Genomic DNA, 22,312 nt, shown 5'->3' with positions numbered 1-22,312 from the left:
GTAGAATTACACCAGCATGGCAACTGCGCGTTTCACGCCATCCACCAGCTGGTCCATTTCCTGTTTAGTATTGCAGAATGCAAGGCTGGCCCTTACTGTTCCGGGTATCCCGAAGAATTCCATGAGAGGCTGTGTACAGTGATGTCCTGTTCTCACAGCGATTCCCATTTTATCCAGCAGTACGCCGATGTCTGAAGGGTGTGTTCCTTCCACGATGAAAGAAACCACACTGGCTTTCTGATCAGCCGTGCCGATGACACGAAGACCCGGGATCTCCTGCAGTTTTGCAGTCACGTATTCGAGCAGTTCATGCTCATACTGCGCTACCGCTTCGATGCCGAGCTCATTCAGATAATCGAGGCCTGCACTGATGCAGATGCCGGCTTCAATATTGGGAGTGCCTGCCTCAAACTTGAAGGGCAGTTCGTTGTAGGTCGTTTTTGCGAATGTAACATGTTTGATCATGTCACCGCCGCCCTGGTAGGGAGGCATCTGGTTCAGCCATTTCTCTTTTCCGTAGAGAATGCCGCTGCCGGTAGGGCCGTACAGTTTATGTCCGGAGAAAGCAAGGAAGTCAACATCGAGATCCTGCACATCTACAGCAACATGTTGCACCGCTTGTGCAGCGTCCAGCAGTACGGGAATTCCTTTTTCGTGTGCCAGCGCAATGATCTCCTTAACAGGGTTCACAGTTCCGAGCGAATTGGAGATCCAGCAAACTGAAACCAGCTTCACGTTATTGTCTTCGTTCAATAACTTCTTGTATTCCTCTATCAGTAATTCACCTTTCTCATTGATGGGGATCACTTTCAGATTGGCTCCGCGGTCTTCGCAAAGGATCTGCCAGGGAACGATATTGGAATGGTGCTCCATCGCCGAGATGATGATGGTATCACCAGGTTTTACGAATTGTTTGCCGTAGCTGAAAGCCACCAGATTGATACCATCGGTAGTGCCTTTGGTAAAAAGACACTCGTGGTCATGGGCGGCATTGATGAATTTGGCTACTTTCTTCCTGCTCACTTCATACGCTTCCGTGGCGCGCTGGCTGAGGAAGTGGACTCCGCGATGGATATTGCTGTTCTGATGTGTGTAATAATGTTCGATGGCTTTGATCACAGAATTGGGTTTCTGTGATGTAGCCGCATTATCCAGGTACACCAATGGCTTACCGTTCACTGTGAGTGAAAGGATCGGAAAATCTTTTCTGATCTTTTCAACGTCCAGCAATATGGAGGAAGTAGCGTTCATGATTCAATTAAGCTTTCAGACCTTCTTCGATCAGGTGATTGATATGATCCTGCACTTCGGGAAGCGGGATCTTTTCTGTTACGTCAAAAGCAAATGCGTGAATGAGGAGTGCGCGGGCTTTCTCGTCACCGATACCACGACTCTTCAGGTAGAACAATGCATCATTGTTGAACTGACCTACGGTTGAACCGTGAGAGCATTTCACATCGTCTGCAAAGATCTCCAGCTGAGGTTTGGAATCCACTACGGCTTTCTTTCCGAGCATGAGATTGTTGTTCTGCTGGAAGGCATTTGTTTTCTGTGCGTCTTTGCGAACAAAGATCTTACCATTGAAAACGCCTGTGGATTCATCCTTCATCACACCTTTGTACAGCTCATTGCTCTGACAATGCGGCTTGCGGTGGTCAACGATGGTATGATTGTCTACCAGTTGACGGCCTCCTGAGAGGTATAATCCGTACAGGTGGCTTTCCACGTTTTCTCCATCGAGCGCAATGTTGAGGTTATTGCGGAGAAGGCTGGTGCCGGGGAAGCTGGCCTTGTAGTTATTGTACACACTGTCTGCCTGCTGGTATACTTCTGTGTGATGAACGTAGCGGTTCTTTTCGTTGCCGCCCTGGATATAATAATGATGCAGGTTGGCATTGGCGCCTACAAAGATCTCTGCAACATTGTTCACAAACACATTTGCTTTGGTACCGCTGATCACGAAGCTTTCGATGATGCTTGCGTTTGCAGAAGTACCTGTAATATACAGATGACGAGGCTGAACAAACAGCGGCTCATCAGCAGTATTGATATGGATCACGTGCAGAGGTTTGTCCACTACAGCGTTGTTCTTTACTTCAACATACAGTCCGTGCTGGAACAGTGCGGTGTTCACAGCTGCGAAGTGATTCTTGGAAAGATCGGTGTATGCACCGAAATGTTTCTGGAACGCAGGTCTGGAGATTGCCTCAGCGATGGGAAGAACAAACACACCTTCCTGATTCACTACATCGGAGAGATCCTTTCTGAACACACCATTTACAAGAACGATCTTCCAAACATCGAGATGAGGAATAGAAGAGTTGTTGATCAGTTCATCAGAAACTTCTACTAATTCTTCTTCAGTAGAAGTAGCGAATGATTCTTTCAGAAAAGGTGCAAGGTTTACATATTTCCAGTCTTCCACTTTATTGGAGGGGAATCCTGCTTTTTTGAAATTTTGAAAAGCTTTCTGACGCAGTGCAGTCAGTTCTGCGGGCTCAGCAGTAGTGCTGCTGCGCAGTTCGAAGTCTGCGATGCACTGGTCGTATAGAGAATTGATGATTTGTGTGGCCGTATTTTCCATTCCGATTGTTTAGCGGCAGCGTTGCTGCGTTACAATTTTATCTGATTACCGCTCTGATTAGTGAAAGCTGGGTGCAGCAGCTGCATCTTCTTTCAACCAATCGTATCCTTTTTCTTCCAGTTCCAGCGCCAGTTCTTTGGTACCGGATTTCACGATCTGTCCGTTCCAGAGTACGTGTACATAATCAGGTACGATATACTCGAGGAGACGCTGATAGTGGGTGATCAGGACGAATGCATTCTTTCCTGAACGGAGTTTGTTCACACCGCGGGAAACAATACGGAGGGCATCGATATCCAGGCCGGAATCTGTTTCATCGAGGATGGACAGTTTGGGTTCCAGCATAGCCAGTTGGAAGATCTCGTTCCTTTTCTTTTCACCACCGGAGAAACCTTCATTGAGGGAGCGGTTGGCGAGAGCGGAATCAAATTCAACCAGTTTTTGTTTTTCCTTCATCATGCGCAGGAATTCCTTTGCTTCGATGGGAGGAAGATTATTGTAAGCCCGCATTTCGTTCATAGCGGTTTTCAGGAAGTTGATGTTGGAAACACCGGGAATTTCTACGGGGTATTGGAAAGCGAGGAACAAACCGGACCTTGCGCGGTCTTCGGGTGAAAGATCCAGAAGGTCTTTGCCTTCGAAGGTTACCTGACCACCGGTAACTTCATAGTTATCTTTTCCAGCCAGTACTGAAGCCAGGGTACTTTTTCCGGAACCGTTAGGTCCCATGATAGCGTGCACTTCGCCTGCTTTTACTTCCAGGTCCAGTCCTTTCAAAATCTCCTTGCCATCTACAGAAGCCTTCAGATTTTTTATACTTAACATGATTGCTGTTATTGAGTTTTATTGTGTCTCGGGTGTGTTTTTAATGTTGTGTGTTATCCTACGCTGCCTTCGAGCGAGATCGCCAGCAGTTTCTGTGCTTCCACAGCAAACTCCATCGGCAACTGGTTGAGTACTTCTTTCGCATAACCATTCACGATAAGCGCCACTGCTTTTTCTGTATCGATACCTCTTTGGTTCAGGTAGAAGATCTGGTCTTCCCCGATCTTGGAGGTAGTGGCTTCGTGCTCGATCATCGCGGTATTGTTCTTAGACTCGATGTATGGGAAAGTGTGAGCTCCGCATTCGTCTCCGATCAGCAGTGAATCACACTGTGTGAAGTTGCGTGCGTTTTCAGCGCCATTGCCCACCTGCACCAGTCCGCGATAGCTATTCTGTCCTTGTCCGGCAGAGATACCTTTGGAGATGATGCGGCTGCGGGTGTTCTTTCCGATATGATACATTTTGGTACCAGTGTCTGCGATCTGTTTATTCTTGGTGAGGGCAACAGAGTAGAATTCACCTGTTGAGTTATCACCCTTGAGGATCACGCTGGGATATTTCCAGGTGATGCTGGATCCGGTTTCCACCTGCGTCCAGCTGATCTTTGAATTATCACCTTTGCAGATACCGCGTTTGGTAACGAAGTTGTAGATACCACCTTTACCGTCTTTATCGCCGGGATACCAGTTTTGGACGGTAGAGTATTTGATCTCTGCATTTTCCATGGCGATCAGTTCCACTACTGCAGCGTGCAGTTGGTTTTCGTCGCGCATGGGAGCGGTACAACCTTCAAGATAGCTTACGTAGCTGCCTTCATCGGCAATGATGAGGGTTCTCTCGAACTGTCCGGTATTCTGAGCATTGATACGGAAGTAAGTACTCAGTTCCATGGGGCAGCGCACACCTTTGGGGATGTATACGAATGAACCGTCGGACACCACTGCAGCATTGAGTGCAGAGAAGATATTATCGGTGTAGGGCACTACACTGCCGAGGTATTTCTGAACCAGTTCAGGATGTTCCTGAACAGCTTCACTGAAAGAACAGAAGATCACTCCCATTTCTTTCAGTTTACCCTTGAAGGTAGTAGCAACGGATACGCTGTCGAATACAGCATCCACGGCCACACCGCTCAATAATTTTTGCTCGGAGAGGGGAATGCCCAGTTTCTCGAAAGTGGCCAGCAGTTCAGGGTCCACTTCATCGAGACTGTTCAGTGTTGCCTTTTTCTTGGGGGCAGCGTAGTAAGATATTGCCTGGAAGTCTATCGTTGGCAGTTTAAAGTTCTGCCAGGTGGGCATCTCCAGTTTCAGAAAATGACGGAGTGCTTTGAGTCGATATTCCAGCATCCATTCCGGTTCGTTTTTCTTCTGCGAAATGAAGCGCACGGTATCCTCATTCAACCCTGCGGGTGCAATTTCCATTTCGATGTCCGTGGTAAAGCCATATTTGTACTCTTCCGTGGATACATCTTTTAAAATATCTAAATCTGTGCTCATAATTTTTGTTCGGGTCTAAGTTTTTCGGGTGCTGTAATTAAACAGCAAAGCTTTCGCCACAGGCGCAGGTCCTTGATGCGTTGGGATTATTGAAGAAGAGACCTTTTCCATTGAGGCCTCCGGAGTAATCCAATTCAGTGCCGTACAGGTAGAGCAGGCTTTTCATTTCCACTACCAGTTTCACACCTTTGTCTTCAAATACCTGGTCGTTCTCGCGCATCTCCTGATCGAACTTCATTTCGTAAGCCAGACCGGAGCAACCGCCGCCTTTCACGCCCACACGCACAAAACTGTCTGTGGACTGTCCTTCTTTTTCCATCAGCTGATGGATATATTTTTTCGCGTTTTCAGATATCGTGATCATGTTATTTTGATTGTCTGTTTAGGAATGGTGTGCATATATAACAATACCAGGAGGGTTTGGTTCCCTTGGGAGGAATTGTCCATAATGCGGTATCTTCCTGATTTCCAATGCCAAGCAAACATTCCGCCTAAAATTTTTCCGATCTCGAAACTGCCGGAGCAGCCTGGCGGATTTTAGCCCACAAAAGTACGCCAGAAATCTGGGCTTTGGAGCGGAAATTCAAGGTTTCTGGCAGTTCAGGCAGGAAAGTGGGCGTTATATCAGAAAGATATGGCGCAGGCATCTGGCGCAAAAAGGTAAATAAGGGGAGAAAAATGAATAGAAGGAATCGTAAGCACCTGGCAGTCAGTCGAATTTTCGCCGGATAGTGTTTTGAGCGATGCTTTAGACCTGCCTTTCTTTTGTGAGTTTTACATGCGATTGTATGAATCCGTTACGGATATAGAACTCATGTGCGGCAGTCCGTTTGGCATTGGATGTAACTTCCAGACAGTGGCATTCCCGATCCCGTAAGCGCAGCTCAAGCGCTTCGATCAGTTGCTGACCGATACCATGACTCCGGAATTCCTGGTCCACGAACATCTCCTGGATCTCGTAGACCATTCCCAGGTGGTGAAGTAGAATCTGGCCATGGGTAGAGATGAAGCCGATGACTTTGGATCTGGTAGTTTCTTCGGCTACCAGGTAAATATTATTCTCCCCGGCAATATTCTGAAGATAGAGTTGAGTGAAAATTTCAAAATCGAAGGTGGTTTCTTCGAGATCGCAGATGAAAGCGTAAATGGCTTCCACGTCTTTGGCTGTTGCTTGCCGGATTTCCATGTACTGAAGTTACGGATTTTGCGGGGTGTAGCCAGTCACTCGCCGGGAAGGCAAGCGACTGGACACAGTGCGCTAAGATGCCAGCATCGTTTCCCTGATCATCTTCACGCATTCCAGGTGATGGTTCCCGAAATCCTCCTGCCAGGCCAATCCCATCGATTTCAAATCGAAATGCTTCAGCAATGTGCCGGCAGTGCCAAGCTTTCCTTTTTCATCTTTCGGGTATCCAAGAACGTAAATGCTATCCGCCAGCTCAACCGCTAATTCAATATCATGCGTACTGAAAATAATGGTATGCAATTCATGACTGGCATTCACCCATTGAAACGCCCGTTTCACACTTTCGATATTGCCCACATCCAGTCCCGAAAAAGGTTCGTCCAGCACCATATAGTAACCCGAGCTGAGCAATTGCTCCAGGATGGCTGTCCGCTGACGCTGGCCACCGGAGAGGAATACAGGGTACTGGTCCTTCACCTGTGTAAGTCCCCAGTCGCTGAGATGCTGCAATACTTTTTCTTTTTTTTCGGCGAGCGATAATGTTGATCGCCGCATAGCAAAGAGCAGGGACTGAAAAACAGTCTTGTGGCGGAACAGCGTATATTTCTGATCCACGAAGCCAACATCCCCTTCAGTCACTTTTTTCGCCGGTTGGTTTCCGTTAGTCACTTCTTTGGCAAGGTCAGGGATAAGAACCTGCCCGGTAGTGGGAGACTCCAGCCCGGTGAGGGCGCGGAAGAGCGTCGACTTGCCGCGGCCTGACCTGCCGAGAAAAGCAATGATCTGTCCCTGCTGCCTGTCTGGCCGCACCGTGTCTCGCTCAGTGAAATTGATGTCCTGAATAATAATTTTTCCATTGCAGGCAACGCTCAGGTTTTCCACCTGGAGTATCGTTTGTTTTTGTTCGTATGTGAAAGAGGTCATGACTGATCATTAAAAAGTGGAATATTTGAAAACAGATTTGCGGGTCCTGCGCAATACCCAGTCCAGCAACAGGCCAACCAGCAGGATCACCATTTGCAGGGCCACGATTCGGCCATGGTTCATGAACTTATCGCTGTTCTTGATCAGTACACCCAACCCACCGGCAGCTACCAAAATGGATTCCACTGTTACCAGCATCATCCAGGTAATGGCCAGGTTCTGGCGCAGCACATCGATCACATAATCGAATCGTCCCTTGATCACCACTTCCAGCAATACTTCCCACCTGCTGCATTTCAGACTGCGCGCATGATCGATCTCTTCCGGTGGAATATCTTTCACCACTGCCAGAAGTGAAGTGATGAAATAAAGACTCATGAATATGAAGAGCACGCTCACCTGCATCGTTCTTGCATTGCTGACCAGGATCGCCATGTAAAAGGTGATGCCCGTCAATGGCAGGTAACGGAACCTGCTCAAAGTAACTGCCAGCGGCCTTAAAGCCGGTAACGGCGAGAAATAAACCAGTAACAGGGAAATGACAACAGATATGAAAGTTGCTTTCAGGCAAAGCGCCAGTGAACTGCCGATATGGACGATCAATCCCTCACTGTACAAAGATTTGAATCCATCCCATACCTGCGATGGCGTGGGAAAGAGATGTTTGGTTCCGGATGAGCTGATGAACCACCAGCCGGTGACCAATGCGATCCAGCTAACGCCGATGATCAACTGCTGTTGCGGGTTTATCTTTTCAAACGGCCTGAACCAGTTTGCTATTTTCATTTTTATCAGGTTAAGTTGGTTAAGATTAGGCCGGGCACAGATTTCAGCAGCAGGAAGAACAGACAATCATGGCTACGAAACTGAAGCTTCCTGAACAACTTCCCTCTGTTACCCAGCCTAAGAACAATCTTTATTATTTGAGCAGTGTGATCACTACCCGTCTGTTTTTAGCTTTACCGGATGCAGTACTGTTGTCTTCGATCGGTTCGTCCTGACCTTTACCATCCACTTTCTGGAAGCGGTCTGCCGGGATTCCTTTCTTTACCAAGTAGTTCTTCACGGATTCGGCACGGGCGGCAGACAATGAATAGTTGCCCTCCTTTGTACCGGTATTGTCTGTGTGTCCGATCAGTTCCAGTTTGGAATCCTCTGCCTGGATCAACAGGTTGTAGATCTGCTCCAGTACATCTTCTCCTTCAGGACGGATACTTGCCCTGCCTACGTCGAAGTTGATCCTCCACTCTGCTGAAGCAACCACATTGGTGGCTTTCTGCGAGTAGTCCGTGGTATAGGAAGCGCCTGCATCAATATCCTTTATTTCTTTCAGGAATGATGTGTTCACCGCTTCTTCGTAAGGCACTACACGCTTCACATTCTGATTGAAGCCGGCGGGGTTCAGCTCTTTCAGATAACGGCTCACCTGGTCATATACCGCTTTATAACGGTTAGTACCATCCGAAATGCCATAGTACTGGTTTGCATCCGCCAGGTTGAACACACGGGAACCACCCATATTGTAGCTGATTCCATTCTTTTCTCCTTTTTGTCCTTTGAACATCGCGTACCAGTAATCCGGCGTTTCGATACCGAAGGTTTTGGCGGCGGCTTCTGATGCTCTCTTTCTCCAGCTATCGTACTGCTTCATCTGATTGGTGGCCGTGTAGGCGGAGCGAAGGATCTTTCCGATCGTTTCCTTATTGTTCTCTGCCCACTGGCGCAGTACGATCACTGTAGTAGCCATCTGGTTATTGAATTCTCTGGTGGATACCACGTCAGTAAATCCTGTAAGCTTATCGAACACCATTTTATCGCCGGGTGTCCAGGTGGCGCAGCCATCTACTTTCTTGTTGATGGTTTTACCAGTGAGCTTTCCATTTTTCACTTCTTTGAGTGGAATGGTCCAGCCTTCCTGCTGGCTTTTGATCAGCTCTTTCGCGGATTCGATATAGTCATCATTGGCGGAGGCAAGAAAGTTCACTGCTTCTGCATCATAGGTGCTGGGATCGGGATTTACTTTAAGTCCATTCGCGAATGCATAGTTCACGGTAGTAACCCAGTCGCCATCACCTATCACGGCCGATACCAGTGCGCCTTTCATGGATTGCGGGTTCATTTTCCAGCTGGGCGGCCCGATCAGTTTGTCTTCACCATAACTGAGACCAATAGCCGCAATAGCCTGCAACTGGTATTTCCCTTTTCCGTATTTATCGTCGAGCGCCTGTTGGGCAGAGCTGATATAGAAAGGAACGCCATCACCCATGATCATGATACCGGCCACACCTTCGGAAGGATTGTTATTGCCTTTATCGAATTCATCTACAAATTTCATGTGAAGGTTGCGCAACTCGGAGAGCCAGTCCTGACGCACCAGCTCCAGTCTTACGCCATTCTTTTCCATGAGTGATCCTTTGCTGGTTTTGGCGCCACCGTTGGCTACAATGATACCGGATTGTGCGTTCCATGCATAGCCGCCGATACGCACCAGCGGCTTGTTGGCAACATCGCCTGCCTGGTCCAGTTGTGGCAGCGGAAGCTCCGCAGAGGTTGTGATGTTGTTCACATCCTGGTCGTTCAGCGCGAGCTTATCCAGTTTTTTGGATTCGTCCACGCGCAGACCGGGAGAGAGAAAATACACAGCGCTGCCCACTGCGCCAGCAATAACGAGAACGATAAGGGCTTTCGAGAAAAATGTGAGATTAGACCATTTCATGATTGATAATTTTTTAGTGGTTTAGTTAGTTGAATATGTCTCCGAATCCCTTACTCTCCAGCTTGTCGTCTGCATCGAGCTTATAATTCGGGTTGCTGTATTTTTTAGATTCAGGAACCTGGTAATTGTCTGTTTTGATCTGATCGGCCAGCTTGTCGAGTTTGGTGTACAGTTCATCACTGTCGTATGCATACTGACTGGTGAGCGAATCAAGGTCTATCAGGTTTTCCTTTGTTACTGCCAGGTCGAGAGCGATGGTATTGGTCACAACATCGAGTGCGTAATCCAGTTCCCATCCCTTGGTGAAGCCCATCGCAGATTTGGCTTGTTCAGTGGCTTCGCGTGCTGCATTGGCGAAAGCATATTCTTTCTTCAGCATATCGATACTCACTTCAAAGTCCATGATCTTTATCTCCATGGCGGTGTCCACCATGTTCAGCTTCCTGTCCAACTTTCCGATCACATGAGCACGGCTTCCATATTTTCTAACGAGGCCGGTACTCTGGTTGAGCATATGGCTTACACGTTGCGCTTCGCTAAGTGTTTTCATCAGGCCGGTTTGCAGTTCCACGTATGCATCTGATTCGCGTGCCTGATCAGCACCGACCTTCTGCTCCAGTTCATGCATTTTTGATTTGGTGCCTTCGGCCCTTGTCTGGAGCACCAGTACTTTTTCCTGGTATTCTTTTGCCTCTTTTTCCGCTTTGATGCTTTCGCCTTCCATATTGGATTTGATGGCCTTGATCTTTGCTTTCGCTTCCTTGAAATGAACACGGTTCTGCACCATCTTCATTTTTTGTTCTTCCAGTTCACTGAAAGGATCGTGTTTGATCAAAGCTTTATGCATGCTTCTCGAAATACGTTTCAGTGCTTTCACCATCACCGGCAGCATGATGAAAAATGCGATCACCAGCACAGCCGCGGCCATTGCGCCGAGCACTTGTCCTACCCAGGTGAACACGATAGGAAGTATGTACACATACAATCCCCAGGCTGCCGTTGCGAGTAACACAAGGCCAACAATGGTGGCGATGCCCTTTTCGCCCTTGCGCCAGTTTTTAGGATTCAGTGAGATCTGATTTTGATCAAAGTGTTTTAGAATGGGCAGTTCCATCACTTTGTTTGATTCCATTGCCATGGTTTGGTTGGTTTGATAGTTATTCTTTGATGTATTGCTGAATGCCGTTTTTGATGGCAGTCAGCTTTTCGATGCTTGCTTTTTTTGCCAGGTCGTTGGCCTGTAGTTTTTCGCGGATGGAATTTTCCTGTGGCCGCGAGTTGTTATCGATGGAGGCCAGTGCCTGCTGTTTCTCTCGGATCAGTGTTTCCAGTTGCTGCAATTCAGCTTTCAACTGCTGGATCCGTTGTGCAGCATGATCGGCTTCCTGTTGAAGCGATCGCTGCTCAGCCTGCCGTTGATCGCGAAGCGCATTTAATTTTTGCTGTCCCTGCGATACATACTGACCGTGCACTTCATTGATCTTGCTGATGTAGAATTCGGCATCCTGCAACAGTTTTCTGGCAGACACGCTTTTATCAAATGCTTTCGCCATTTGATAAGCCATCTGATAAGTTTGTGGCGAACCAGCACCGCCTGCGCTCACCGCGCGATAGAACTCATAGAAGTCGTATCCCGGCATGTTGATGGCATCCAGGCCTGCTTCGTACGTTTCAATCACTTCCTGTACAACATCGGTGGATGCTGATCTCAATGGAGGATCGGGTATGATCTCTTTTTTCGGCTGTTCTATAACGTTATTATCCGTTACAGGGAATGAGTAGCCCGGTGGATCTTCCCGGGCAGAAGAATCCCCGTCTGTTTTTACAAACAGACTCTTCCAGTTTTTGAGCATGTTCTTAGGTATTTAGAGTGAATAGGATCAATGGAGGGCATACGGATGCCAATACCAATCAAAGCTGATTATACATGGAAACATTAAATAGCGGGAATCTTGAAAGATGCTATAGGCGTTTGCAGTAATTGCGTGGAGCATATCCATCTGAAAGAGCGGATGCCGCAGCAGGAAAGAAACTCAACAGTTCCTTTGTTCCTTCCATTCCTTCAGTTATTAAGCGTGTCATACATTTCATATTCTATACAATCATCAGTAGAGAATGTATTTCAAATATTACACACGATTGTTAAAATATTTCAGCGGTAAATTTCCTTTATGCAGATCAGGGTCAGAATCAGCAAGTAACGGGTGGTTCCATAATATATAATTGCAGAGCTTTGTTTCATGATCTCTCATCAACTATTAGGCAAGACCGTCTTCACGCGTAGCAGGCAGTTGAAAATACTGATCGGTAAGGGATTGGTAACGATGGCAGGTAATAAGAAACTGAAAATATACGGCACACTGCAATGCAACAGTGGTAAAAAGATGAAAACAGAGAACAGGGTTTTCTTCGTTTCAGAAAAAGCAGCCATGGAAGCTGGCTTTCGCCCCTGCGGGCATTGTATGCGCGAAGCTTATTTTTTATGGAAAGCAGGCGCGGCCAAACTCCGCCAGAGATAAAACACCAGGTAGGTTTCCCATCCTTTGTATTTTTTGAAGAAGCGGTTTATCTTTTCCGATTCGGTTCGTTCCTTAATAATATTATGCGTTTCCAGTGCCTTGAGCAACCCCACATCACCGTATGGTATTGCTTCAGCAAGCCGCAGCGTTTTCATCAAAGCATAATTGGCCGTCCAGATCCCGATACCTTTATGAGCAGTAAGCGCCTGTTGTTTGGAATGGAAATCAGGCAAGGCCAACAGCATTTCCTTATTCAATTGATTACTGGCAAAAGCCTGGGCAATGCCGATGAGGTATTTGGCTTTACTCTGCGAATATTGCATGGGCCGCAGATCTTCCACGGAAAGCGATGCCAGGATATGGGGAGAAGGAAAAAGATGATAAACATGCCCATCATGTTCGATAGCAGTTCCATAGGCTTCCACCAATCTTCTTTTCAATTTGTAAGCGAACGTAAGATTGATCTGCTGCCCGATGATGCTCCAGCAAAGTGCTTCAAAAAGATCAGCGATACTGATCAGGCGAAGTCCTTCAAAATCCTTCGGCATGTACTGCAGCATCTTGTCTTTCTGTAACAGTGTGTAAAATGGACCAAGATCCTGATGCATATCGAACCATTCTATGATATAGTCGCGAAGCTGTGGAACCTGCTCTTCAGAAAGTTTTCCCTTCAATATTTCCACCTGCAGGTGATCGCCGGCTTCCCGGATGCGGAAGAGAACAGGTTCAGTTCCCAGCTGGATCAGTTTGGTAACAGTTCCGTCACTGATGCGGAAAAGACAATCATCATAACCTCTGTCGAGAAACCATAAACATTCCCGGAAACTGAAAATTGCGGGTTTTACAATCTGGATCATTGCACACATAAAAACAAATGTACGCAAGGGACTATAGTTGTTCATCCGGTTTCTTGCGGTTTCTCTATCGATCAAGGGTTAAAACACGGTATGCCCGCCGGGGAAAACACGGTTTCGTCAATCCGGCAGAGGCATTAAATTGCCGTTTACCTAATCCTTAGACCTAATTACCAGATTTTGCATCACGGTTCTCTACTAAGCAGGTCGATCAAAAAAGAGCGGGCTACCCGGATGTAGCCCGCTCGATTTTTATGCAATAGAGTACGGATCAGGCTTTCGCCTCTTCATCGTTATTATGGAATGCAGTCAGCGCACCGGTTGGGCATCGCTTCACCTGCTCGAGAATCCTTTCAGAATCTGCGCCACTCATATTCACCCAGGGCCTCTGCTGCAGGTTGAACACCAGCGGCAGCTGTGTAACGCAACGGCCTGAATGTTTGCAGAACTCCGGCTTCCATACAACAGTAACATCCCCGTTCGTATAATTCAATTTCTTCTCCGTGTCTTCATCCCGGAATAAGAAGTTGCGCACCTTCACATTGCCTTCCAGGATCTTTGACACCGGGCAGGCGGCTGCAATTTCCAGTAGCCTGTCTTTCTGTTCCGGCGTCAATTCACCGCTGAACTGGATATCCCTGTCGAACACATGAGTGATCACATCATCCTTCTTTGCCTGGAACATATTTGCATTCACAGTGATGCCCGGCACATCCCATCCTTTTCTGTCGATATACATACGCAGGGTCACCAGCGTGCAGGTGGCGAGGGATGAAAGCAGGAGGGTGTATGGATCAGGTCCTGTATCCTTTCCTCCGGAACTTACAGGTTCATCTGCAACAAATGTTCCATTTCTCCATTCGATGGTCACCTGGTATTTGTCTGTACCGATAGCACCATGGATTGGTTTGTCGAGTTTATATTGCATAGTTGGTATTTAAGGTTGAGAGAACTCTCCGTCGGCTCTGATCTGCACCTCGTCGCTAAGCATTGCCGCAGGGAATTTGCTGCCGATGCCAAAATCAGATCTGCGGATAGTACCTGTTACCTGGAAACCTGCTATATCCTTTTTGGATTGCGGGTTCTGAACTGTTCCCCTATACTCCATCACCATACTAACGGGTTTGGTTACCCCATGTAAGGTGAGGTCGCCGGTGAGCCGGTATTTGTTTCCTTCGATGCGGGTAATGCCATTGCTTTTGAAACTCATGTCGGGAAATTGCGCCACATCAAAGAAATCTGCGCTCTTCAGGTGATTGTCGCGCTGCTCCACATCCGTATTGATGGAATTCACATCCACTTTCAGTTCAACCGACGCATCGCTGAAATCTTTTTTGGCAGCATTGATGGTAGCTTCAAACTTGTTGAACCTGCCGGAAACATCGGAAATGCCCATGTGAACGGTAGAGAAAGATAGTTTGGAGTGTGCTGGATCGCTCTTCCAAACCTGGGCGAATCCTGTGCATACACTCAACAGCAGGGCCCAAAACAGGAAATGCTTTTTCATGACTGTTCATTTTAGTGATGAAGAAATAGTATTTACCGACTAATCTTTTTTCACTGAATCGGACAACAGGCGGTTCCAATCCGGATGCCTTTTCAGGAAAGCGATCACGAATGGACAGAGCGGCACCAATGTTTGCTGGTTGCTCTCGATATGTTCCAGGGTCTTTTCCACAATGGCTGTACCTACGCCCTTACCCTCCAGCTCTTCCGGCACTTCGGTATGGATCAGGATCACCTGCTTACCGGATTCCTTGTATTCGATGAAGGCGGTATATCCGTCTACCTCCAGTTCAAAACGTTGTTGCTCTTTGTTGTTTACCAGTGGTAGGGCTTTGTATTGCTCTTGCATGATTATTGATTAATGGATTAATGGATTAATAACTCAAGGTACCGAAAACGCCGTTCTGATAGTCGACTATTGCCTGTTCTACTTCTTCGGCTGTATTCATCACGAAATTGTCTTTGGCCGCCACCGGCTCATCGATGGGCTCTGCGGAAAGGAAAATGATGGTACTGTCTTCATCGGCATGCACCACAAATTCATCATTTTCTTTTTCGAAGATCACCAGGTGATGCTCCTCCACTTTCTCTTTATCGTTGAAAGTTAAGGCTCCGTTGGCGATATATAACAGTGTCCAGTAACCGGGATTAGCCGGGAAGCGAACACTGGTTCCTTTTTTGATGGTTCCCATCACACTGATCACGGGTGTGAAACTTTTATCCAGCGGGCCTTTCTGATTATCGTAATTACCACTCACCAGCTTCAGTGCTGTTCCTTCCTGCTTCAATACATCGGGCATTTCCTCTTTGGTGGCCTGCTGGTACCAGGGCTCATCCCACTTGTGTGCTTTAGGCACATTCACCCAGATCTGCACCAGCTCCTGCGTTCCGCCGTTCTTCAGTATTTTGTCTGTAGGGCCTTCACTGTGCAATAATCCTTTGCCGGCAAACATCCACTGGGAGCCGCCTGCACTGATGATGCCATCGTGCCCTGCATTGTCTTTATGGAATCCTTCGCCCTGCAGCATGAAAGTAACGGGGGCAAATCCTCTGTGCGGATGAGGATGGATCCTCGCAGCTGAGCCGGGAGCAATCTGCTCCGGGCGCATGTGATGGATCACGATGAATGGATTCGCAAACCTGAAATCCTTATGTGGAAGGGGCTGTATTACCGTCTCTTCTTTGGTGATCTGTTTTTCCCTTCCTAAAAGGATATGTCCGATGGATTTTATCATAACCTGAATGCTATCGTTTAAAAAATATTATTCGAGTGTTCCGAATTTTCCTGTGTTGAATTCCTGGATGGCTTCCAGCAATTCTTCCTGTGTGTTCATTACAAAAGGACCATAACTGGCTACGGGTTCTTTGATGGGTTCACCGCTGAGCAGCAGCAGCACACTGTTCTCATGGGCTTTGAGGGAAATCTCTTCTCCTTCGTTACGGAAAAGCACAAAGCTGTGTTCGGGGGCTTGCAATCCGTTCACTTCCACCTGTCCATTCACCACCAGGATCGCTGTATTGTGAGATGCAGGGATCGAGGTTGTTAAGTTACCACTTTTATTCAGGCGAATATCCAACATGTTGATGGGTGTGAAAGTAAAGGCCGGGCCTTTCACTCCATTGAAGTCGCCCGCGATCACGCGCACATAGCCGCTATCGTCCGCCAGTATTGCCTTTCCTGTATCTGCATCGGTGATGGCCTGGTATTTGGCAGGCGTTTGTTTGAATTTTTTGGGAAGGTTCACCCAAAGCTGTACCATTTCGAATGGGCCACCTTTTTTGGAATACTCTTCTTCGTGATATTCTTTGTGCAGGATGCCGCCGCCGGCTGTCATCCATTGAACATCCCCGGGATAGATCACGCCGGAATTGCCGGCACTGTCTGCATGCGCTACCGCTCCCTTGTAAGCGATGGTAACCGTTTCAAAACCTTTGTGAGGGTGAACACCCACGCCACGTACGGTTTCTGAAGGACTGAAGTCTACTTCAGCATTGAAGTCGAGCATCAGGAAAGGACTGATCTTCTGCGGCAGGAAATTCCTGGCGCCGGGAAAATAATTGTATACCCTGAAACCATCGCCCACCATTCCGGCTGCTTCTGGTTTTGCAAAAATATTTTCTATTACTTTTTTCATATTTGCTTCCTTACTGTTGTAATGATGAAGCAAAAATACTTCTGCGTGAAGGTGTGATCCAATAATGCAGGTTAAGAAAAAAACTTAATCTGCATTAAGCTCTTTACCGGAACTTCCTTTACGGCCTGTTCCCGAATTCAGCATCTTGCTCAGGAATTCAGGGGTAACGCCGATATAGGCAGCCACCTGTTTCTGGGGAAGGGTTTCGATGAGTGAAGGATAACTGCCACAAAAATGGTCATAGCGCTCGCGGGCAGTGAGGCTGAGATTATCCATCAGCCTGCGCTGGTAGGTGACCAGCGCATTCTCGGCCAGTATCCTGAAGTAACGTTCAAATTGGGGGATTGTTTGATAGAGCTTTTCAATACCTGAGCGCTGGATGAGGATCACTTCACTCTCCCAGATGGCATCGATGAAAAGCGTGCCGGGAAGATTGTGCAGGAAACTGGCAATATCTGCAATCCACCAGTCCTGCGGTGCAAACTGCAGCACATGCTCGAATCCATTCTTGTCTACTGTATAAGATCGCAGGCAACCACTTGTTACAAAGGCAGAGTATTTGTTGAACTCTCCTTCCTGAACAAGGAATTGCCTGCGTTTTAATTTTTTGGTGGTCAGCAAACCGGTGAAGAGCTCGATTTCTTCATTGGTGAGCGCAATCCTCCGGGTTATATTCTTCAACAGGATCTCGTACATGTGCTAAAGGTAAGAAATCCCTTTATCGCTTATGCTTTTGTACGTTTCCTGGTGCCTTCGATATTGGGGAGGAAGGCTGTGAGGATACCGATCAGCGGTAACCAGGCACACACATCATACACATAACTGATACTGGTAGCATCTGCAAGTTTTCCAAGCAGGGCAGATCCAACACCAGCCATACCGAAAGCAAATCCGAAGAAGAGACCGGCAATCATTCCCACTTTACCCGGCATCAGTTCCTGCGCATACACCAGGATGGCGGAGAAAGCAGAGCTGAGGATAACACCAATGAACACACTCAGTATGGAGGTCCAGAAAAGGTTGGCATGTGGCATCAGCAAAGTGAAGGGCGCACAGCCCAGGATCGAGATCCAGATCACATATTTTCTTCCTATACGATCGCCCAAAGGTCCGCCGATGAAAGTACCGGCAGCAATGGAAAACAGGAATATGAAAAGATGGATCTGAGCGCTCTGCACAGAAATATGGAATTTATCGATCAGGTAGAATGTATAGTAGCTGGTGAGACTGGTCATGTAAAAATACTTCGAGAAGATCAGTACCAGCAGGATCACCACCGAGAAGATCACTTTGCCCTGCGACAATTGCACATGTGGCATGCCGTTAGCCCGGCTCTTCTTTGGTTTGATACGATGTGTGTTCTGTTTATACCAGGTGCTGATCCGCAGCATGATGAATATGGCCAGCAAGGCCGCAAGGGAAAACCAGATCACATGGAACTGTCCGAGTGGTACGATAATGGCCGCAGCCAGCAAAGGGCCGAGCGAACTGCCCGCATTACCGCCTACCTGGAAAAGCGATTGTGCCATACCGTGACGGCCACCCGCCGCCATATATGCCAGCCTGGAAGCTTCCGGATGAAAGATGGCAGAACCGATACCCACCAGTGCTACCGATACCAGTACCATTCCAAAGGTGTGAGCCATCGACAGGGAAATAAGTCCCAGCAATGTAAAACTCATACCGATGGCCAGCGAAAAAGGCTGCGGTTTTTTATCTGTAACAAATCCTACCACCGGCTGCAACAGGGAGGCCGACATCTGAAAGGTAAGCGTTATCAATCCGATCTGTGAGAAATCGAGATGTAATGAATCCCTCAAAAGCGGGTACATCGCAGGGATCAATGATTGCAAGGTATCATTGAGCAGGTGCGTTATACTGAGTGCGATCAATACAGAAAACACCGTTCCTTCTGCCAGTTTCTGGGCTGTTTGTTTTTCTTCCTGTGTGAGCGTAGTGGTTTGCATAATTGCCTTTTAAAAATCAGATCATCTGACGACTATCAATAAAAAATTTTACTTGCTGTGGGTACTGATCTTTGTTGCCATGATCAACGCCCGCGCAGGGTCTTTTTCAGTAATGCTTTCCAGCAATCCTTCATGGAGGTCCTGGGATGAAAGGAACCTGGAGGTATCCTTGTACCTGTCCATGAATGATTGTTTCATATGTGTGGCAATCGTTTTATAGAGATCGATCAGAATAGGATTACCGGAGGCTTCAGCAATGGCCGTATGGAAATTGATGTCCGCCTGGATGGTTTCTTCCATATTCTTCTCTTTGGCAAAGCGGGCGCGATCTTTCAAAAACGCCTTCATCTTTGAAAGATCTTTGGCGTTGCGATGAATAGCGGCTTTCTCGGCAATCTTCACTTCCAGCAGGAGACGCACTTCATTGAGGTCCTGGTAATGCGCTCCCATGAGCTTGTTGGAAAGTGATTCTTTCGGTTCTGTGGTAATGATGAACATCCCTACTCCCTGTTGCACTTTCACCATGCCCCTGTTGACGAGGATCTTCACCGCTTCGCGGATGCTGGACCTGCCAACTCCGAAATGTTGCATGAGCTCGGGCTCGGTAGGCAACTGATCGCCGGGCTTATAGGCGCCACGGGTGATCTGCTGCTCCATGCGGCCCGCCACTTCATCGGCGAGGGACTGTCGTTTTAAAGGTTGACTGGAGTTCATCATATCATCTGATGACCCAAAGGTAGGGAATGATCGGGAATTTGCAAATGCCTGCTTTTTGAGTTGCATAAAAAGTCTGATGTAAATATTTTCAGATGCGACTGATGCACCTTGCAGGTTTGTGCAACACGGAGTTAGAAATATCGCTTCAAAAATTACTGCCGATTGCAGCATCACGGAGAAATCATATTAAAATGCAGTAAAGCTGTCATCATTCTCCTTTCTTCCTGCTTCTTTCTTTATTTTTAAAACTTAATCATTTTATCACCGCCACATTTCTCCCTATGTTCAACAGGCTAACATGCATTGTCGCCATTGCTTTGATCTCATTGCTGCAAGCATGCAGCGGCACAAAGAAATCTACTACGAACAACGCAGTCAGTGAAACCCGTACACCTTACCAGCCTGCGCAACGCGAATTCCGCGCCGCCTGGGTGGCCACCGTTGCGAATATCGACTGGCCTTCCAAACGCGGCCTTAGCACTGCCGAACAACAGGCGGAAGCCATCAAACTGCTCGATTTCCTGCAGGCTCACAATTTCAATGCAGTGATTTTCCAGGCGCGTCCGCAGGCTGATGCACTTTATCAAAGCAATCTCGAACCCTGGAGCTATTATCTCTCGGGTGAACAGGGAAAAGCGCCCAGCCCCTATTACGATCCTCTTCAATTCTGGATCGATGAATCTCATAAACGCGGTATGGAACTGCATGTATGGCTGAATCCATATCGTGCACATCATACAGTGGGCGGACCGGTCACAGACAGTTCCATCGTAAAAAGAAAACCGGAACTGGTGCTGAAACTGAAAGACGGCAATTACTGGTGGTTCGATCCTGCCAAACAAGGAACCAAAGATCACAGCACTGCTGTAGTGATGGACATCGTGAAAAGATATGATATCGATGGCATTCATTTCGACGACTACTTCTATCCATATCCCGACTACAATAAGTTTGAAGACTTCCCCGATAATGAAAGCTGGCAGGCTTATGTGAACGGCGGCGGGAAATTATCGCGCGGCGACTGGCGAAGAGATGCCGTGAACAGTTTCATCGAAAATCTGTACAAGGAGATCAAATCCACAAAGAAGAATGTGAAGTTCGGATTGAGCCCCTTCGGAATGTATCGCCCCGGTTATCCGGCATCAGCAGAAGGTTTTGATCAGTATGAACAATTGTATGCAGATGCCAGGCTTTGGTGGACTAAAGGCTGGGTGGATTATTTTTCGCCACAACTCTACTGGACTATCACCCGTCCTGGCCTGAGCTTTCCTGTCTTACTCGGATGGTGGGCGCGTGAAAACCAGCACCAGCGGCATCTCTGGCCCGGCATGAGCGTAGGCCGCGATACCAGCGCAGCCAATACTCGCGAGATACAGAACCAGATCATGATCACCCGCGGCATGGACGCGGTAGCTCCCGGCACTATACATTGGAATATTTCGTCGCTGATCCGCAATCCGGCACTGGCACAGGGAATCCTCGACGGCCCTTACAAAAGGAATGCACTGGCGCCGGCAAGCCCCTGGCTCGATGATAAAATTCCGGCAGCGCCCACTGTTACACATAGCATCATCGGCGACTCGCTTCAGATCAGCTGGAAACATGCCGACGCCAAAAATATCTTCCGTTCTGTAGTGTATTTCCAATATGGCATTCGAAAACTGGATTACCTGATCCTGAACCAGGGCATAACCTCCATTCGCATCCCATTGATGCTGGATGAAAAAAGCAAACCAATTCTCACCAATATCGCTGTTACTTCGGTTACACGTATGGGTAATGAAAGTAAATTGGAGCTGGTGCCCGTCACCAATATTCCGGCCAGTGTGAAACTGATGGCATTGAAGATCACAGCCCGTTCCGGCTGGAATGCTGCGGCGCCCAAACCATTCAAAACACATACACCTGTTCGCATTACTATCCACCACGAAGGCACATTATTCGACTCCACCAAAGATGCAGCAAAGCATATCAAGAATGTACAGACCTGGGGCATGGGACCAGACCGCAACTGGGCTGACATTCCCTATCATTTCCTCATTGCGCCCGACGGCACCATTTATGAAGGAAGGGATGTGAACACCGTTGGCGAAACAGCTACCGAGTATGATCCAACCGGCCATTTGCTCATCACCTGCCTGGGTAACCTGAATGAACAACCGATTCCTGCCAGGCAACTGGAAGCGCTTGCGAAGATGATTGCCTACACTGCCAGGAAATACAATATCTCTCCGGACACTATCGCGTCGCATAAAGATTATTCCTCCAAAACCGATTGCCCCGGAAAGAACCTTTATCAGCACCTGCAGGACGGATCACTCAAAGCCAAAGTACTGGCTTACCTGAAAATAGAAAAATGAAATTCGATAAAACAAAAAGAGACCGTTTCAACTTTGAAATGGTCTCTTTTCTTTGAATGATATCTTTCTTATTTATTCCTGAACATACTTGCGCAGCATATTTTCCAGGATATCGTTCCAACCCTCTTTGAAGTTGTTGATATTGAATCCTGCCACTTCTGATGGGAAAGTTTCCAATCCCTCATGTGTGAGCCGCACCCTGGTGGTATCGCCTTCATCAAATAATTCCCAGGTAACGAAACTGTTGCCCGGATATCCGTCATATCGCCAGGAATGCTTCAGCAATTTGCCGGGCACAACTTCCAGCACTTTGCAGAGATGGCGCCACTGCTCGGTTTCAGTGCCTCCGGTGAATTCAAATTCATAACCCACTTCGGGCTTGAAACCTGAAACATCGAAATACCATTTACGCATATCGTCTTCATTGGTGATCGCTTTCCAGACGCGGCTGGCTGGCGCCTGGTACACTCTTTCAACTATTACTGGTTGACTGGCCATAAATCGTATTTAAAAGTTAGGA

At 47.6% G+C, this 22,312-nt stretch carries 23 protein-coding genes; 2 read left to right on the top strand and 21 right to left on the bottom strand.

What is annotated here, in order from left to right; genetic code table 11:
- Nucleotides 1-6: 6 nt before the first annotated feature.
- The 11 genes from FSB84_RS08610 to FSB84_RS08560 all read right to left on the bottom strand — a co-directional run bounded on the left by FSB84_RS08610 (nt 7) and on the right by FSB84_RS08560 (nt 11,587).
- Nucleotides 7-1,251 carry a cysteine desulfurase gene (locus FSB84_RS08610; RefSeq protein WP_317132486.1) on the bottom strand — a complete coding sequence of 415 codons (1,245 nt, stop codon included), beginning with the start codon at nt 1,249-1,251 and terminating at the stop codon, nt 7-9.
- 7 nt (nt 1,252-1,258) lie between these two features.
- Nucleotides 1,259-2,584 (bottom strand): Fe-S cluster assembly protein SufD, encoded by a 1,326-nt coding sequence (gene sufD, locus FSB84_RS08605; protein WP_130541948.1) that lies wholly within the window; start codon nt 2,582-2,584, stop codon nt 1,259-1,261.
- Nucleotides 2,585-2,641: 57 nt separating this feature from the next.
- Nucleotides 2,642-3,409 carry a Fe-S cluster assembly ATPase SufC gene (sufC, locus tag FSB84_RS08600; RefSeq protein WP_192909905.1) on the bottom strand — a complete coding sequence of 256 codons (768 nt, stop codon included), beginning with the start codon at nt 3,407-3,409 and terminating at the stop codon, nt 2,642-2,644.
- A 53-nt stretch (nt 3,410-3,462) separates the two neighbouring features.
- Nucleotides 3,463-4,908, bottom strand: coding sequence for a Fe-S cluster assembly protein SufB (gene sufB, locus FSB84_RS08595; RefSeq protein ID WP_130541950.1), 1,446 nt, complete (start codon nt 4,906-4,908; stop codon nt 3,463-3,465).
- A gap of 37 nt (nt 4,909-4,945) precedes the next feature.
- The gene (locus tag FSB84_RS08590) at nt 4,946-5,272 is read right to left on the bottom strand and encodes a HesB/IscA family protein (protein ID WP_127128975.1); all 327 of its coding nucleotides are present in this window, start codon (nt 5,270-5,272) and stop codon (nt 4,946-4,948) included.
- Between the two features lie 384 nt (nt 5,273-5,656).
- Nucleotides 5,657-6,094: a GNAT family N-acetyltransferase gene (locus tag FSB84_RS08585; protein WP_130541951.1), complete on the bottom strand. Its 438-nt coding sequence runs from the start codon at nt 6,092-6,094 to the stop codon at nt 5,657-5,659.
- A gap of 72 nt (nt 6,095-6,166) precedes the next feature.
- On the bottom strand, nt 6,167-7,018 hold the full coding sequence (locus tag FSB84_RS08580) for an ATP-binding cassette domain-containing protein (protein ID WP_130541952.1): 852 nt from the start codon (nt 7,016-7,018) through the stop codon (nt 6,167-6,169).
- Between the two features lie 9 nt (nt 7,019-7,027).
- Nucleotides 7,028-7,804 carry an ABC transporter permease gene (locus tag FSB84_RS08575; RefSeq protein ID WP_130541953.1) on the bottom strand — a complete coding sequence of 259 codons (777 nt, stop codon included), beginning with the start codon at nt 7,802-7,804 and terminating at the stop codon, nt 7,028-7,030.
- 133 nt (nt 7,805-7,937) lie between these two features.
- Nucleotides 7,938-9,734: an OmpA family protein gene (locus FSB84_RS08570; RefSeq protein ID WP_130541954.1), complete on the bottom strand. Its 1,797-nt coding sequence runs from the start codon at nt 9,732-9,734 to the stop codon at nt 7,938-7,940.
- Nucleotides 9,735-9,759: 25 nt separating this feature from the next.
- A complete protein-coding gene (locus FSB84_RS08565) occupies nt 9,760-10,872 on the bottom strand; it encodes a hypothetical protein (protein ID WP_130541955.1) in 1,113 nt (370 codons plus the stop codon).
- A gap of 19 nt (nt 10,873-10,891) precedes the next feature.
- Complete coding sequence (locus FSB84_RS08560) at nt 10,892-11,587, bottom strand: hypothetical protein (RefSeq protein WP_130541956.1); 696 nt, start codon at nt 11,585-11,587, stop codon at nt 10,892-10,894.
- Between the two features lie 387 nt (nt 11,588-11,974).
- Between FSB84_RS08560 and FSB84_RS08555 the strand changes: the two genes are divergently transcribed.
- Nucleotides 11,975-12,253 carry an Ada metal-binding domain-containing protein gene (locus tag FSB84_RS08555; protein ID WP_130541957.1) on the top strand — a complete coding sequence of 93 codons (279 nt, stop codon included), beginning with the start codon at nt 11,975-11,977 and terminating at the stop codon, nt 12,251-12,253.
- Here FSB84_RS08555 and FSB84_RS08550 read toward each other — a convergent pair.
- The 9 genes from FSB84_RS08550 to FSB84_RS08510 all read right to left on the bottom strand — a co-directional run bounded on the left by FSB84_RS08550 (nt 12,208) and on the right by FSB84_RS08510 (nt 19,498).
- The gene (locus tag FSB84_RS08550; RefSeq protein WP_207234273.1) at nt 12,208-13,110 is read right to left on the bottom strand and encodes a DNA-3-methyladenine glycosylase family protein; all 903 of its coding nucleotides are present in this window, start codon (nt 13,108-13,110) and stop codon (nt 12,208-12,210) included. The genes FSB84_RS08555 and FSB84_RS08550 overlap by 46 nt on opposite strands.
- A gap of 268 nt (nt 13,111-13,378) precedes the next feature.
- Complete coding sequence (locus tag FSB84_RS08545) at nt 13,379-14,035, bottom strand: (4Fe-4S)-binding protein (protein ID WP_130541959.1); 657 nt, start codon at nt 14,033-14,035, stop codon at nt 13,379-13,381.
- A gap of 9 nt (nt 14,036-14,044) precedes the next feature.
- A complete protein-coding gene (locus FSB84_RS08540; protein WP_130541960.1) occupies nt 14,045-14,614 on the bottom strand; it encodes a YceI family protein in 570 nt (189 codons plus the stop codon).
- Between the two features lie 39 nt (nt 14,615-14,653).
- Nucleotides 14,654-14,962 carry a GNAT family N-acetyltransferase gene (locus FSB84_RS08535; RefSeq protein ID WP_130541961.1) on the bottom strand — a complete coding sequence of 103 codons (309 nt, stop codon included), beginning with the start codon at nt 14,960-14,962 and terminating at the stop codon, nt 14,654-14,656.
- Nucleotides 14,963-14,987: 25 nt separating this feature from the next.
- Nucleotides 14,988-15,848, bottom strand: coding sequence for a pirin family protein (locus FSB84_RS08530; RefSeq protein ID WP_130541962.1), 861 nt, complete (start codon nt 15,846-15,848; stop codon nt 14,988-14,990).
- A gap of 27 nt (nt 15,849-15,875) precedes the next feature.
- Nucleotides 15,876-16,748 carry a pirin family protein gene (locus FSB84_RS08525; RefSeq protein ID WP_130541963.1) on the bottom strand — a complete coding sequence of 291 codons (873 nt, stop codon included), beginning with the start codon at nt 16,746-16,748 and terminating at the stop codon, nt 15,876-15,878.
- Between the two features lie 84 nt (nt 16,749-16,832).
- The gene (locus FSB84_RS08520; protein ID WP_130541964.1) at nt 16,833-17,444 is read right to left on the bottom strand and encodes a Crp/Fnr family transcriptional regulator; all 612 of its coding nucleotides are present in this window, start codon (nt 17,442-17,444) and stop codon (nt 16,833-16,835) included.
- 29 nt (nt 17,445-17,473) lie between these two features.
- A complete protein-coding gene (locus FSB84_RS08515) occupies nt 17,474-18,715 on the bottom strand; it encodes an MFS transporter (protein WP_130541965.1) in 1,242 nt (413 codons plus the stop codon).
- 48 nt (nt 18,716-18,763) lie between these two features.
- Nucleotides 18,764-19,498, bottom strand: coding sequence for a FadR/GntR family transcriptional regulator (locus FSB84_RS08510; RefSeq protein ID WP_225980014.1), 735 nt, complete (start codon nt 19,496-19,498; stop codon nt 18,764-18,766).
- A 215-nt stretch (nt 19,499-19,713) separates the two neighbouring features.
- On the opposite strand from FSB84_RS08510, the gene FSB84_RS08505 reads away from it, so the two are divergent.
- Nucleotides 19,714-21,792 carry a family 10 glycosylhydrolase gene (locus FSB84_RS08505; RefSeq protein ID WP_147122102.1) on the top strand — a complete coding sequence of 693 codons (2,079 nt, stop codon included), beginning with the start codon at nt 19,714-19,716 and terminating at the stop codon, nt 21,790-21,792.
- A 72-nt stretch (nt 21,793-21,864) separates the two neighbouring features.
- On the opposite strand, the gene FSB84_RS08500 is transcribed toward FSB84_RS08505, so the two are convergent.
- Nucleotides 21,865-22,290, bottom strand: coding sequence for an SRPBCC family protein (locus tag FSB84_RS08500; RefSeq protein ID WP_130541966.1), 426 nt, complete (start codon nt 22,288-22,290; stop codon nt 21,865-21,867).
- Nucleotides 22,291-22,312: the final 22 nt, after the last annotated feature.

The organism is Pseudobacter ginsenosidimutans (assembly GCF_007970185.1).
Classification (GTDB): domain Bacteria; phylum Bacteroidota; class Bacteroidia; order Chitinophagales; family Chitinophagaceae; genus Pseudobacter; species Pseudobacter ginsenosidimutans.
Note: the sequence above shows the minus strand (reverse complement) of the source record. Positions and strands in the feature narration are given on the sequence as shown.